Below are 17,042 nucleotides of genomic sequence, written 5' to 3'. Positions count from 1 at the left end.
TGATAAACTAATCCTGCATACGCTCCAGCGCATAATCTGCTTCCTCCGCAGTCAGTTCGCCCGCTTTTAATTGTCTGAGGAGCTCTTTTACTCTCTCGTTCTTTCCATTGGAATCCGCTGTTGCATGATTCTGTGCCTCCGCGGAAAACGTTTCTTTTTTACGAATGGTTACATCCTTTAAACCTGCAAGTCTCTCTCCGTGTTCATTAAGCAGCTGAATATCGTAAATAAGCTCGGATTGACCTTTTTGGCCTGTTTTACGCGCATAAGCCCAGCATTCTGCTGAAACTTTTTTCCGAATCGTAATCTCTCCTATTGAAAAAGGAACATAAACAGATGCCTCTTCCCTTCCGTCCGTAATGCCGAACAAAGATTGCAGAGCCCCATCAATTAAAGACGGATGCAATGTATAATTTTCAAGAGCATATGCGGCTTCTTTTGGCAGCAATAAGTGTGCAACCGCTTCCGTTCCGCCGCCCCATAAACGTTGAATCGGCTGAAAAGCGCGCCCATACAGGAACCCGTTTTCCCGAAAATACTCATAACATTCATCTTGTTCACGGACAAAAGCACTTCTGTTCATCATTTCTTGTCTGTCGATGTTCTCTATATCATCATCACTGTAATGATGATCATAATCTAATTCCCCCGTCACAAATCCAGTCCTTACAGCAGCATCCTCGTCAGGTGACATGTTAAATAATATGCTGCCGTCTTTTACGGAAATGTGAGTGTAAATGGTCAGGCTCTCTTGCAAAAGCATGGCCGGTCTGGCAAATATCACGTTTTTTAAACAAGTGACCTTTTTCTTTCGATATGACCGCGTTCCCGCTGCGCATGCCATTTCAAGAAAAGCAGCTGCCGGGAGAATGCTCTTGTTTTTTACAATGTGGTCTTTTAACCAAATCTCTTTGTCTCTTAATGTCGTTTTAAAAAACTGCTGTTCCAGAGTAGATTCATTCGAATCCAGAAGCGGGTGCAGTGAAGACTGCTGCGGCAATATTTCCGGAAATACTGCACTTTGGCTTCCAGGCACCCAGTAAGACTCCTCAGCAAATGGATATAAAGGAAGCTTGACCTTTTGCGGGGTATATTCTTCATATAACTCTCTCCATTGAATATCAGCCCCGAAAGACCATAATTTTGCAAGAAGATTCAAGTCCTTTGTCTCCATCATCGCCTCGAGGAATTTATCTTTCATCTTTTGATCATGAAAGATAAAGACTTTATCAAAATCTTTCGTAACATTGCCTTTGTATACGCCCTCTCCAATTGTTCCTTCAGTACAGAAAGTTCTCAGCTTCTCCTTAAGTTCCGGCAAATCGGAAGCTACAACAGCAAGTCTGTCTTCCATCGGTTCCCTGCATGTCTGCAATGTAAAAGCGATATCAGCTGCCGAGGCCTTTGTCTCCCGCTCTGTGAATTGCAGAAGGCGCCGAGCGTATTCTTTCAGTCTGTCTTCATTTTTGGCAGAGAGAACTGCGGCAAACGGACCGCTTATTGTTTGTGTGTCCGCATGGTTTTGATATTCTTCCACAATGACATGGGCATTTGCTCCTCCCGCTCCGAACGAACTGATTGCTGCTCTCCTGTTGGAGGCGCCTGATTCTTTCCGCCACTCTTCTTCTTTCTGCTGAACGTAAAAAGGCGTCTTTTCAAATCGGATATTTTGGTTCAGCTGTTCCGAGTGAATGGATGGCGCCAATTTCTGGTGCTTAAATTGTAAAAGAACTTTTGTAAGGGCTGCTATACCTGCAGCAGACTCCAAATGTCCGATATTAGACTTCACTGAACCTATGGCACAAAATTGTTTATCGTCCGTAAATTTCTCAAAAGCTTTTGTCAATCCTGCGATCTCAATCGGATCTCCGAGCGAAGTACCCGTTCCGTGTGCTTCCAAGTAGCTGACGGATCGCGGACTGATGCCCGATTTCTTGAAATTTTCAGCAATCAGCTCAGCTTGTGCATTCGGATTCGGAACCGTAAATCCATTGGTTTTTCCGCCATGATTTACAGATGTTCCTTTAATCACTCCGTATATATGATCCTGATCAGCAATTGCTTTTTCCAGAGGTTTCAACAGGACGGCTCCCGAACCTTCTCCCGGGACATAGCCGTCTCCGCCCTCTCCGAAACTTCTGCACAATCCTTCGGTGGAAACAAAATTACCTTGACTCAGCCAAAGGTATTTGCTGGGGTGTATGGACACATTAACGCCGCCCGCAAGCGCAATTTCACTTTCCCCTCTTTTAATGCTCTCACATGCCAAGTGAATGGCCGTCAGCGATGATGAACACATCGTATCCAGTGCAATGCTCGGGCCGGAGAGATTAAAAAAGTATGAAACCCTGTTCGCAATAGATGAAAAGAAGGAACTGAGCGCAATCGGATTGCCCCGCGCAGTTTCTTCTGCGCCGAATAATTGATATTGTCCGTACATGGCTCCGACAAACACACCGGCTTTCATACCGTTAAGCTTCTCTTTTGTATATCCTGAATCTTCAAACGTATGCCAGGAGGTTTCGAGAAAAATTCGCTCCTGAGGGTCCATCAGCTCAGCTTCTTTATGAGAAATATGGAAAAACAGCGGATCGAATTGATCAACACCGCTGATAAAACCGCCCCACTTACTGTTGATTTTCCCCTTCTCCATTCTGTCGGGACTGTAAATCGATCTGAAATCCCAACGTTCCTCGGGGATTTCAATAATACAGTTTTTCCCTCCGGCAATGTTTTCCCAGAACTCCTCAAGAGTATCGGAATTCGGATATCTTCCGCTCACACCGATAATGGCAATATCCTCACCCGGCTGAACCATGCTCGGTGCAGGTGTACCCTTCTGCTGCCGGTGCTGTTTTTTACTCGGATTTTCTCTTTTCTTCGGCACTCTTGTTACCGGAGCTGCCCCTGCGGCCTTAAGCACTTTTTCTTTAAAAGATGTTAGGAAGAAGTTTGAAAGCTCTTCAATGTTCTGATATTCAAAAAAGATTGTTTTTGGAAGATCCCCGAAAGTATCTTCAAGCTTTGAAATAAGTGACATGATCATAAGTGAGTTGATTCCGAATTTCTCAAAAGAGTCTTTCGCATTTATTTTATGAGCTTGGATTTTCAAGACACCGCTGATGATCTTGATTAAATAGTCATTGACTTTTTCTTTCGCAGCATATTCCTCTTCTTCATCGTGTTCCGCCGTGAGTGTATCTTGATCTGCTGCAGCTGTGTTTCTTTGAATCGAAAGCGCTTTTATCATTTTATCCCGCTCTCCTTCTGCAGGCATTAAGCTGGTAAATGAAGACCGCAGCATTTTCAGAAACGCTTCCAGAACAGAGGAAGTTCGCATCGGAGTCATTCCGTATTTTTCTTTTATTTGGTTGATTCCATTGCTGTCGAGACTCATCCCGCCATCTTTCAATAACGGCCAATTGATTGAAAGGGTTTTTCCGTTTCGGGAGAGCTGAGATCGAAGCATTGCAAAACTGTCCATAAAATGATTTGCGTACGCATAGTCACTTTGGCCGGCATTTCCGTAAGCGGAAAAAGAAGAAAAGAGAACAAAAAAATCAAGATCTTCGTCTTTTGTCAGCTCATCCAGCCAGATTGTTCCGTAAACTTTCGGTTTCAGTACGTCCGTAAAATCACTGAGACTTTTATTTACAAGAAATGAGTCACGAAGGATGCCGGCAGCATGAATGATCCCGTTTATGCTGCCGTACCGCTGTTTAACGCCGAAAATGAATCGCTCTGCCTCTGTTCGATCTGTTATGTCCGTCCGCTGATATTCAACAATAGAGCCGCTCTCATTAAGCTTACTGATCCGTTCTTTTTGATCAGCTGTTAAAAAAGAACGGCCTGTAAGTATAATCACGGCTTGGTTTTCTTTAGCGATGTGTTCCGCAAACAGCAGCCCGAGTTTTCCGGCTCCTCCGGTAATCATATATATGCCGCCTTTTTGATACGTTACAGATCCGTGATCGTGTTCCGGAATATCAATAGGCTGCAGCCCTTTCACATAACGGGTATGTGAGTCTATTAAAATCTCACATTCATCCGTTTGAAAGCGCTGCATTTCACTGATTACAGCATCCCATATCTCGGAAACCGGAGGATTTATGTCAGAATGCTCATGGCGAATCTGTATGGTTTTCGCTTTAAGCTTGGAGCTTTCCATGTTTAACGTTTTCATAAAACCTCCGACAGCTTCATGAAACGGCTGATTCAGACCCCTTGTCCAATAAATATGCAATAACGTAACAGGTTCGTTTCTCCGCATTAAAGCTTTTGATAATAAAAAGAGCGAGTTTATCCCTCTGCAAAGAGTTTCATTAACGGATTCTTCAGTGAATTCTCTGATTTCTCCGTTCCATAAATAAAGCACGACATCAGGTGTAAATCCGTTTTCAGCCAAATCAGACAGCAGCATTTCGACATGACTTTCATCAGAAGGATTGATTGTGTATCTATTCCGTTCAATTCTATAATCAGAATCGGGCGTTACGAGAATGACACGGTTATGATCTCCATTCATCATCTCGGCATGCTGAAAAAGACGGTTATCCTGATCAAAAATCAGCATATTCCCCGGTGCCTGCTGATTCGGCATATCAATGTTATTTGTCCTTACCCAATCGTTCTTAAAAAAAATGGTTGGGGACGGAGCTTGCTCCGCCTTTTTTTCCATTTGTTCTTTTCTGTAAGTGCGAATTAGCTCCAGTCCTGCATCAGGAGACATTTGCTGTTCTTCAATTAAGGAAAGTATTTGTTTGATCTGCACTATTTTCCCTCCAGCAGCTGATAAACTTGGTCAGCAGAAAGTTCACCGTTTTTCAATTGTTCTAATAAGAAGAGAATTTCCTGATCTTCATTTTTACGTCCTGCGGTTAATTCTCCCCCGGTCACTTTTCTGACAGAAAAGTCTTTCATGCTCACGGCTATTTCGCCGCTCTCGTTAATAAAATCAATGTTATACGTATAAAAACCGGTTTCTTTCACCGAAACATGGCATCGGGCAGTAAGCGCCCTCTTAATGTGAAGCTCTCTAAGTGAATAAGGAACAAATAAGCCCTCTTTCTCATTATCTCTTAACAAAAATGCAGCCGCTTGAAAACCGCCGTCAATTAATGAAGGATGGAGTGTAAAATGTGAAAACCCGTTCGCTAAATGTGCCGGAAGCTCCAATTCTGCCATTAACTCCATATCACTGCGGTATACGGCTTTCAACGTTTGAAAACTGCTATGATATGTCAGGCCCATACGACTGAAGCGGTGATAACACTCTTCCCGGGTTATGGCATCCTTACTGCTGCGTATGAACTTATCAATATCGACATACTCAGGATTGCTGTTTATGTCTCCGAATACTGTTTCACTTTGTGTGCAGATTTGCTGCACGCCATCCGGACCCTCTTTACATATCGTTACGATCAACTTATCTTGTTTCATGTCCAAGTCGGTATAAATGTGCAGCGTTTTTCCTTTATATAATATAGGTCTGTTCCACATCACGTCTTTTATTTTATATACTTTACTTTCTCCGCTTATTTCCGCACAAATAAGAGCCATTTCAAGCGAAGCGGCTCCTGGCAGCACATAGTCTCCTGAAACAAGATGATCAGTGACGAAAAATTCAGTTCCGGAAATAACAGTTTTAAATGCTTGTTTCTTTAATGTTGAGACATTCTCGCTGATTAATGGGTGAAGACTTTTGCTATTAACCTCGCTTTTGTTCTTTTTCGGAGTAAACCAATAACTCTCTTTTGCAAACGGATAAGTTGGCAGCGGCACTCTATTCAATTTCTTATTGCCGATTGTCTTCCATTCAAACTCGGCTCCATTGGCCCACCATTGTGCGAGCAGCTCCTCTTTTCCGCTTTGAAGAGCCTCCTCAATCATATATTCAGAAACAGCTGTGCGCTCTTCTGTGTTTTCGCTTATAAATACGCCTTTTTGCACCTTGCTGTCATCAAGAAAGCTGACGTATTTATCTCTCAGCTCAGTCAGACTCGCTGCACATACGGCAATTCTTTCGTTCATTGCTTCCCGGCCGCTTTGCAATGTAAATTCCATGTCACTGGCATTAACGGTCATTTCACCGGCAATCACGCGATCCAAGTACTGAAGCATAAGCCGGATATACTCAAGTAATTGATCTTTGGTTTTCGCAGATAAAACAAAAATATGTGTGTTACCGTTGTTTTCCGGCACTTCTTTTTGAGGTTCCCTATATTCCTCTAAAACAATATGCGCGTTCACACCGCCGAATCCGAATGAGCTGACACCTGCTCTCCTCGGCAGATCGTTGTTCTCTTCATCTTTTATCGGATTCCACTTTTGAGCGGTTTCTGTGATATAAAATGGCGTATTTTCCAGTTTGATGTATGGATTGAGTTCTGAAAAATGGGCGAGTCCCGGAAGTTTGCGATATTTAAAAGCCAGTAACACTTTCAGCACTCCGGCTATTCCGGCAGCGGTTTCGAGATGGCCGATGTTTGTTTTCACAGATCCGATTCCGCAGCATTTCTGTTTCGCAAAGGGAATGTCCCATTCTTGATATAACGTTTTAAATGCCTTTATGATGCTGTTCACTTCAATCGGATCGCCAAGACTTGTCCCTGTGCCATGCGCTTCTATATATCCCGCAGTGGCAGGGCTGACCCCCGCCTTCCGCCAAGCTTCGGTTAATAAGTCCGCCTGTGCGTTCGGATTCGGAGCTGTCAAAGAATTGGCGCGGCCGCCGTGATTTACAGCTGACCCTTTAATCAAACCATATATATGATCACCGTCTGCCTGTGCTTTGCTGAGCGGCTTAAGCAATACTGCAGCCGCCCCTTCACTCCTTACATAGCCATCAGCGCTTTTATCAAACGTTTTGCACTTTCCGTCTTTGGAAAGCATACCTGCTTTATCAAAAGCTATAAACAGAGTAGGGCTTGTCATAATATGCACACCGCCTGCAATCGCCATTTCAAAATCGCCTCTTTGAATTCCCTCAGCCGCACGATGAAGCGCAACTAACGAACTTGAACAGGCAGTGTCAATCGGTTCGCTCGGACCCGTCAGGTTCAGCTGGTAAGAAATACGATTTGCCAATATACAATGATTCAAACCGGTTGCGGTCTGCGCCTGAACAGAGACGCCATTTTCATTCAGACGTTCAGCATAATCCGTTGTGGCGACCCCTGCAAACACCGCGGTTTTCGTCCCTGCCAAATCAGATGGCTTATAGCCCGCATCTTCTATTGTTTTCCATACAGTCTCCATAAAAATTCTTTGCTGGGGATCCATTAATTCTGCTTCGGCGGGAGAAATCCCGAAAAACAACGGATCAAAACTGTCCGCACCTTTGATAAATCCGCCTTTTTTTATTTTTGTTCTATTGACGTCCCTGATCGGATCGCCGTCAAACTCTTTCCAGTTCCAACGGTCTTCAGGAATGTCTGTAATCATATCCCGCCCTTTTTCAATCCCTTCCCAAAATTCTTCCAGCGAATCTGTTTGGGGGAAACGGCCGCTTATTCCCACTATTGCAACCGGCTCATTCATATGTCTTTCCTCTTGCCTAGTTTTGTTTTCAGGCTCAGGGGAATGTTCATAAGATTCCGGCGGAGGCGTGCTGTACAATGTTTTTTCGTCAGCTGCAGAAAAAGATTCTGTCTCAGCAAAAAGGATTTCTCCGTATTGCTCGATTACATAATCAGTCAGTTCAGCCAGTGAATTGCATTCAAAGAAAATGGACGGCAATAATTCCGTACCATATTGTTGATTGATTTCATTTCCGAGTCTGGTAAACGTAATAGAATCAAATCCGTACTCGCCGAATGAAGTCTCTTCTTCTATTTCCTTTCTGTCAATCTTCAAAATACTTGACATCATCTTTGCGATGCCCTCAATCAGATTTTCTCTCCTGTCTTTCGCCGCAGATTCATCTGAAGAAAAAGAACCGCAGAGATGAAGCTCCTCGGAATACTCACTCTTTAAAAACTCAAGAAGTTCATTAAAATCAGTAAGGCCGAAAAAATCTGACGGCATCATTGATATTCCTAATGTTTCGTTTAATTCGTTGCCCAGCATTGTAAACATAATTGAATCAAATCCGTATTCACTTATCGGCAGTTCAAAATCAAATTCCCGTTCTTCAATTTTTAATACGCCGGTAATGATGCGCGTCAAAGTGCTTTTTAAAGATTCAGTTATTGACAGCTCTTTCGGTTCGTGATTTTCGTCGGCAATTGCCGGGTCACTTTTTCCGCTGTCAATCGTTATCATTCGTTCCAGCTTTAATTCATTACCGCTAAATACCATTATTTGATGTTCACACCCTGTCATTGCTTGATCAAATGCTGCAAGGCCTTCCCGTTTTTCCAGAGGCAGCATTCCGAAACGGTCATAAAGGAACTTCTCTGAATGAATGTCAACTTGCATACCGCCTTCTTTCCATAAAGGCCAATTAATCGAGACTGTTTGTCCAGGTTTATTTTCCGCCGCTCTCATTTCCGCAAAATAATCCATAAACCGGTTTGCATAAGCATAATCAGTTTGTCCCGCGTTCCCTATTATTGCGCTGATAGATGAAAACATTACAAAAAAGTCCAGAGGTTCTCTGTCTGTATACCGGTCAAGCCATATCGTTCCGTAAACCTTGCTGGCCAAGACTGAATCGAGATCCTCTTCACGCTTATTGATAAGTAATGAATCTTTTATCACACCGGCGCTGTGAATAATTCCTTTAACAGGACCTAATTTGTTTTTGACGAGTTTTATCAGGTTATTGACATTTTCCTTATCAGAAATATCGGTTCTTACATAAAAAACTTCTGATCCGTTTTTTTCGAGCTCTTTTACATTGCTTATGGCTTCCTCAGAAAGCTCTGACCTGCCGATAAGGACAAGTTTTATTCTCCCTTTTCGCACAAGATGTTTGGCGAAAATCAGTCCCAGACCGCCCGTTCCTCCTGTAATGAGGTAAACTCCCCCTTCTTTTACTTCCATCTTTTTGGGGGGCTCGGCACTTTCAATTTCTGCAGAGTGCTTTACCTGCCTGATTCCATCTCTGTATCTGATTTCTGAAGAAGTATCATCGCTGATGACTGTTTCTTTCACAAGGTTTTTTAATTCAGGCAGACCGGCGTTCAGCTGTAACTGAATTTCGTCGCTGTGTATTTCAATATTTTTACCGGACAACATAGGATGTTCTAAATGAAGCGACCTAAAAAAGCCGCTGATTGCCATTTGATAAGGTAAGATTTGATTTTCCCTTGTGAAAAATACATGTGATATCAGGATTTTATGTCTTGGGATTGTTGCTAGCAGAGCTTTCGTTACATTGAAAACCGGCAAAACAGCCTCTTCCAGTTTTTCACGAATGTTATGCTCAATTCCCGTTTCAGGGCTCATCCCGATTAAAATGACGCGGTCAATTGTCACTTGTCTTTCTTTAAGAATCGCCAGCAATTTCTGATAGCCGTCAAGTTTGACGCTGTTCAATTCAAAGGAATCAGCTTCTTTTTCTTGAAAACTGCTGCCATGGCGGACAAAGATCATGTTCAAGCCGATATCTTTATATGCCTGGCGGATCAGCGGTTCTGATATATCCTGACGGAGTGAAATCACAAGGCAGCTGTTTAAACCGCTGGCTTCAGGCTGATGAAGCAGAGGGGCCCGCTTCCACATGTCAGTGTAATACTTAACTGAATGCCGCTCACCCTGAGTCGGCGGTGCAGCCTTTAATGCCTTCAACGCTAAGTTTTTTATTTTAAGACTTACAGATCCGTTTTCATCCATAAATAGTATATGAAACCTTTTGACATCATCATGTTGTCTTTCATCGGCAGCTGTAATGTAAGCATAGCCGTTTGCCGAAGGTGCGTGAAGAATCTCCAGCTCACCTAATTCAAAAGGCAAATATGCGGTGTGATCCCCTTCTTGACCGGACATAAACCCGGTTGTGGATTGAAAAATGCCATCCAATAAACACGGTTCCAGCAGTGTGCCGGATTTTTTATGAATGCTCTCAGGAAGTGATATTCGTGCAAGAACAGCATTTTCATGGATAAACAGCTGTTTTATTACCTGAAAACTGGCTCCATAGTCCAAACCGCTCTGCCGGAAGGTCCTATAACACTCAGCGCCGCTGATTAATCTCTTCTGTCCGGTTAACCAGCTGTCCAATTGAAAATGCTCTGTATGAGAGGCATCATTATCTCCGCATGTGATAATGTTTCCTTGGCAATGAACTGCCGCTTCAGTTTGCATATCGGTTTTCACCACAAATCTGCCGTCTTTTTGATTCGGCAGCAGATCTATCATTATCGTCTTTTCTTTTTCAACGATTATTGGAACCGGCCATACAACCTGACTCAGTTTTATGACTGATTTTCCGTACAGCCTCTCTCCCGCTTCTCTGGCCGCTTCGATGATTGCCGCTCCGGGCAGAACCATATTCCCATGCACAACATGATCTTTTAAATAATATTCAGAATCAGAAAGCGTTTTATAAAATCGGCACTCACCTGCAGAAAAATCAAATAAAGGAGCTGTACCGGCTGCTGATTTTGTTTGCGCCTTATTTGACACCCACAGTCTGTTTTTTAAGAAAGGGTAAGTCGGCAGCGCAATTTTCGCCGGTTTTCTGCCGGTGCGGAAATCTTCCCAGCTTAAATTGCCTCCTGATACCCAGAATTCAGCCATTTCGGCTAATGTGGTTCTGCCGGATTTGAGCGGAAGATCCGATTGCTGCTGTCTGCGTTTATGATTCGGTTTTTTCCCTCTAAATATTTCGTGATCGTCAATTCCATTATAAAAGTGATTTAATTTCAACATCAGATCATCGATATTATTTGAAATGACAGCAAGCCTTTCCGGCATGGCTTCACGCCCTTCAAGTAGGGTATACGCAATATCAGAAAGGTGAAGCGGCTTGTTTGTTCCCGCTTGCTGCAAAAACTCGTCCTGCTTATGACGGGCCTTTTGAAGATATTCCTCCAGCTGTTTTGCCGATTCCCGTAAACTCAGTGAATGCTTGGCTGAGAGTACGATAAGTTCCTCACTTTCCTCACAATCCGTATGACAGTCAGCAGCAGACTCATACTCTTCCACAAGGATATGAGCATTTGCCCCGCCCGCTCCGAAAGAACTTAATCCCGCGCGCCGCGGATATTTGCTGTCAGAATGTTTTTCATTCGCGGGTTTTATCCAGTCGGCGGTTTCCTGCTGAAGACAAAAAGGTGTCTCTTCCAGATAAAGATCCGGATGCACCCGTTCAGCATGCAGTGTTGCGGCTATTTTTTTATACTTCATTTGTAAGATAATCTTTGTCAGGCCGGCAATACCCGCAGCCGCTTCGAGATGACCGATGTTAGATTTAATCGATCCGAGAGAGCAATATGAAACATCTTCGGTATAAGCTCTAAACGCCTTGGTCAGGCCTCGGACTTCAATCGGGTCACCCAGCGGCGTTCCCGTGCCGTGGGCTTCAATAAAGCTGACACTTCTGGCGCTCCAACCGGCCGCTTTAAGAGCTCCTTGAATTAAATCCGCCTGTGCGGCAGGATTAGGCACCGTATAGCCATTCGTCTTTCCGCCATGATTAATTGCCGTTCCTTTAATGACGGCGTACACAGTATCATTATCACGTATGGCATCTTTAAGCGGTTTAAGAATAACGGCCCCGACACCTTCCCCGGGTACGAAACCGTCGCCGCCTTCTCCAAAACTTCTGCATTTTCCCGATTTTGAAAGCATCCCCATCTGACATCGGTATAAATAGTCAGAAGGATGAAGATACAAATTTACTCCTCCCGCAACCGCAACCGAGCACTCACCCTTTGTTAAACTTTGGCAAGCCATGTGAATTGCCGTTAAGGATGAAGAGCAAGCCGTATCTACAGGGACACTGGGACCCGTAAAGTCAAATGTGTAAGACACTCTGTTCGCGAGAGACCATGGGAACGAATTTGGAAGTACATCGTTTTTATCCGTCGGTATTCTTTCGCCGAGCAGCTTGTAGGAATTGGTTGTCACTCCCGCAAATACACCGACATGTTTTTCGGTCTGCTTTCTCAACCCTTCAATGGTATATCCCGAATCTTCAAATGCTTTCCACACGGTTTCAAGAAATATTCGTTCCTGAGGATCCATCGCTTCTGCTTCTCTCGGCGATATTTGGAAAAACAAAGAATCAAATGATTCAGCATTCTTTAAAAATCCGCCCCATTTGCAATAAATTTTCCCCTCATGCGCTTTAGCGGGGTCTGGATCATAGTAGGTCTCATAATTCCATCGTTCTTTCGGAATTTCTGTGATTGCGGTTCTCTCTTTTGATAGAAGCTCCCACAATTCTTCGATATTTTCAGCTCCGGGATAACGGCCGCTGATACCGATTACCGCTATCCCGTCAAGATGTTCTTTTTCCTCCGCCGCAGGTGCAGTGATGTTTTGTTCCGGCCTGGCGGGGGTAATGCTCTGAATCTGTTTTCCTTTTTCATCCCGTGAAAATAAACGCCCCAGCCGATCCGGATATTCCTTTACAAGATGATCTGCTAAATCTCTGATTGTATGAAATTCAAATAAAAGCGTTTTCGAAATTGCTCCCAGTGACTGCTCCAGCTTTGTGTTGCATTGATGAATCATAACCGAATCCATTCCATATTCAGCCAGATGCACATCTTGATCGATCTCTTCCCGTTCTGAACCGACCTCAGAGGAGATGATATTGGTTAAAAACAAAACTGTCTGATCCAAAATATCGCCTTGAGCCAAAGGAATGGCACTGCCTGTCTCTGTTTCGTCCGTCAAAAATCTCTGCCGCATAAATTGTTCAAAGCGCTCATGATCACCGCAGACTGCAATATTATGCAGCTGACCCGAAGTTACAATCCGCGAAAACCATTGCGTTCCGTCTTCAGCAGGAAGTTCTTCGAGCCCGGAACCATGAAAAAGAGACGTCCGCCCTTGACCTGACAGGTTCGCCCCCATTCCGATGTCTTTCCATAAAGGCCAATTGATTGTCAGCGTGCGGCCGCTGCGCAGAGAATTTTGCCGTTTCTGTTCCCGATATTCTACAAAATGATCTAAAAAGCCGTTTGCATATGCATAATCACACTGGCCTTCGTTCCCTGCAATAGAGACGACTGAAGAAAAAACGGCGAAAAAATCCAATTCCAGCGACTTCGTTGCATGATCAAGATTCAATGCGCCATGAACTTTTGGAGCAATCACCTCTGAAAGTTCATGCTTTGTTTTTCGAAAAAGCAGCGAGTCTCTGATAACTCCTGCACAATGAATGACGCCATGAAGACCTGCATGCTGATCGGTAATACCGTCAATCATTTTTTTTACCGCTTCTTTATCGGATATATTCGCCTGTATATAATAAACCTTTGCTTTAAAGCTGTTCAGGTATTCTAAATGTTTCTGCTTATCTCCGTTTAAAGCAGATCGCCCCGATAGAATAATGGTGGATCTTTCAGTTTTCGCGCAATATTCAGCGACTTTACTGCCAATTCCCCCAAATCCCCCTGTAATTAAATACACTTTATCTTTTTCAGGGTATTGAATGGCCTTTGTGTATGTTTCTCTCTGCTTCTCTAACATCCGTGCATATCTTACGCAGCCTCTGTAAGTGATATGAATATGCCGATCAGGTGCTGTGTTTATTTCTTTATAAAGAATGGCAGCCTTCTCTGAAAATGAAACGGTTGCAGAATAATGTTCAAAGCAAACCGTCTTACAATGCAGCTGCGGATATTCTTGTTTTACCGATTTTAAAAAACCGTTCACACCTTCAAAATACGGCAATTTTTCTTTTTGATCTGCGCTGAATGTATAAATGAACGTTACTTTGTTTATAAGGTTCTCGCTGATTAAAGCCTTAGTCAGATAAAACACGGAATAAATTCCTGATTCGAGTGTTTCTTCCAGTTCAGGCCGTTTTTCAGACCACGTATGCAAAATTGCATCAGGCGCTGCGCCTTTTTCTTTTAACAGACGAATGACACTTTGATAATCATCGGGACGCTGCCTGTTGATCGTGAAAACACTGTCGCTTATCTGCTCTAAACGGTCACCGGGCATAATAAGATATGCGGACGTATTCTCTCTTTTTTTCAGCTCTTCAAAATAGTCTTTGTTACCGGAGAACAACAAAATAGTACAGGCTTGTCCGCTGTCCGCTTCATTCTCAAGTGCGGTTTCTTTCCATACCGGCGTATAAAGTGCCTGATTCTTCTTTTCTGAAAAAGCCGCGTCTGATTTTACCTGCTGAGGGTTTAAAGAAAATTGACAGCGCTCAAACGGATAAGGCGGAAGCGGGGCTTTTCTTTTATGATAATCACCTAGTTTCGCCCATTCAATCTCTTCTCCTGAAAGCCACATTTGCATAAATGAATGATAAAGAGCCTCATCAGCTGCTTTGTCCGTTTCAAAAGCAGCCGCTTTGTTTAGTTTTGCTGATGGAGGGAGCGATCCGAATTGGAAAACTGAAAAATCAGAAATATCCACATCCGGCTCCGTTCCCTTTCCTTCCGTGTGAAGCGGCATATGGTCAGCTATCTCCTGAGACAGGGCATCCATTTGATTATATTCTGTCATCAACGGAAAACGAGTTTTATCATAAAAACCTGCCGGCTGCTCATTAATACAGGCAACAGCCTGTTTAATTCCGTCTTGCTTTTTCAATAACATGCTCAGAAAAAGTTCTTTAGACAAGATTCCTTCATCAAGTAAATTTAATATTTCCAGAACATAATCATTATTAAAGAATCCATCATAATCTGTTAAATCCCATCTCTTATACAGTCTTCTCAAAGAGGCAAGGATAGCCATGATCGCCGCTTCCTCATCAGCCGGCAATGCATTTCTTTTATCCGCCGTGCGATTCACAATATAAGATAAAATCTCGATTTCCTGAGTCTTCCCCGCTTTATCCCACTCTTCTAAAAACCCTTTAAACGTATATTGGTGCTCAAGAAGCAGCCGTGTTTTCCCGTACAGGCGGTCTGTAAAATCAGCCGGGAAGCTCAGACCGTTCAGCAGCATCCTTACATAATTTTCATTTAATCGAACCGGCGGGTACGTTTTTGAAGTGTACGGATTGACAAATGGAATGGACGGCGGCTCACAGGATATGTGCGAAGGTTTTTCAGCGCCTGTGATTACAGAAATGGCCTTTTCAATTTTGATGATATCCGCTGCTGCAAGAGCGACGTAATATCCGTCTCCGGCGCCTGTAATGAGGCTTGGCTTAAAACCGGATGCCAGGATACTTTTTATGATTTCCGTATTGATAACTAAAGAATACAAGCGGATTTTCTCAGGTGTCCATTTTCTTTTAAATGAACTGTGCAATGTTGGTATATCTTTCAGCACCGGCCTTACGTTCTTTTCTAAATCAGGGAATACCCGTTTCAAAACGGCAAATTGTTTATAACTTTCCCATTTGAAGTCACCGATGGCAAGCGCCCATTCAGAATCTTGTTTCCTCCGAAAACTTAATCCCTCTTTAAGCTGATTTTTAAATTCCTCCTTGCTGCCTGCCAATAAACCAGCCCTGTAATCAAACGATGTCCTCCCCGTTAAAAGGGTGCTGCTGATCACTTCATTTGATATTTTGCAAAATTCCTCAGAATCGTCAGCAAAGGTTCTCCAATGATGTATCATTTGTTTCATGCTTTCTTCACTTTTAGCGGAAAAAAGGAAGGGTACCCTTCCTTTTCTGTCAGATTCGTCTTTTGTATGTATAAATTCTTCGATGATGACGTGAGAGTTAACACCCCCAAAACCGAAGGAGCTGATTCCCGCCCTGAGCGGAGCCCCGTCTGCCGCCTTCCAATCACTTGAATCAAGCGCCGGCCTGAACGGTGTTTTTTCAAACTGTATAATTGGATTTACCGTATGTACATTCAGGCTTTTCGGCACCCTCCGGTGTTTCATCATCATTAGAACTTTTATCAATCCGGCCATTCCAGCTGCTGCTTCTGTATGACCGATATTTGTTTTCACACTTCCGATCCTGCAATATTGAGTATCCTCAGTATATTGCCGATACGCTTTTGTCAATGCTTCTATTTCTATCGGATCGCCCAGAGATGTTCCTGTGCCATGTGCTTCTACATAAGAAACCGTCGCAGCATCGACAGCAGCGTTGTGTAAAGCTTCTGAGATGACCCGGCTCTGCGCTTCTGCTCTGGGAGCGGTTATGGAACGGGATTTACCGCCATGATTAACAGCTGTCCCTTTTATGATCCCGTATATATGGTGACCGGCTTTTACTGCATCACCAAGGCGCTGCAGCAATACAACGCCTGCCCCTTCTCCGGGAACGTACCCATTCGCCGCTGCGTCAAAGGTTTTACATTTGCCGTCAGGACTCAGCATTCTGGCTTTAGAAAAAGAAATATATTTTCCGGGTTGGAAATTCAAGTTTACTCCCGATGCGATTGCATAATCGCTTTCTTTTGTCCGCAGTGACTTAACCGCTTCATGTAAAGCAACAAGCGACGATGCACAAGCGGCGTTTACAGACATGCTTTTTCCGGTCAAACCGAATGTGTATGAAAGCCGGTTGGAAAGCATAGCTTCGAAACTTCCTAAACAGGCATAACTGTCGATTTCCGATTCAGCATGACCTGTCTGCCGGTAGTCAGAATTCATAATACCCGCAAAAACAGAAGTGGTTTTACGCTGGAGATCCTGCAAAGAAACCCCGGAATCTTCGATGCACCGCCAGGTTTCTTCTAAAAGGATTCTTTGCTCAGGATCCATGTTTTTCGCTTCCCGGGGAGAGATATTAAAAAACTTATGGTCGAAATGGTCAGCTTTATGAATAAAACCTCCCCACTTGCTGATTGTTTTGTTCGGTATACTGATATCAGCTGAATAATAAAGTTCGGGATCCCACCGTTCAATCGGCACTTCCCGGATGGAATCTTTGCCGCTATTTATGTTTTCCCAGAATTCATGATAATGATCTGCATCGGGGAATCTGCAAGCAACCCCGATTATCGCGATATCCGCATTCTGTTTATTCAAATGAACCATTGGCCTCCACC

The 17,042-nt window shown here is 43.6% G+C and carries 2 protein-coding genes; both read right to left on the bottom strand.

Annotated features, from left to right (window positions below; translation table 11 throughout):
• Positions 1–7: 7 nt before the first annotated feature.
• Positions 8–4,771 (bottom strand): type I polyketide synthase, encoded by a 4,764-nt coding sequence (locus tag HWY38_RS08425; RefSeq protein WP_224181653.1) that lies wholly within the window; start codon positions 4,769–4,771, stop codon positions 8–10.
• Positions 4,771–17,031 (bottom strand): SDR family NAD(P)-dependent oxidoreductase, encoded by a 12,261-nt coding sequence (locus HWY38_RS08420; RefSeq protein ID WP_224181652.1) that lies wholly within the window; start codon positions 17,029–17,031, stop codon positions 4,771–4,773. Before HWY38_RS08420 ends, HWY38_RS08425 begins: the two co-directional genes overlap by 1 nt.
• Positions 17,032–17,042 lie beyond the last annotated feature (11 nt).

It is taken from the genome of Bacillus sp. KS1, assembly GCF_020075515.1.
Taxonomy (GTDB): domain Bacteria; phylum Bacillota; class Bacilli; order Bacillales; family Bacillaceae; genus Bacillus; species Bacillus velezensis.
The sequence above is the reverse complement of the archived record's forward strand: the minus strand, read 5'-3'. Positions and strand labels throughout refer to the sequence as shown.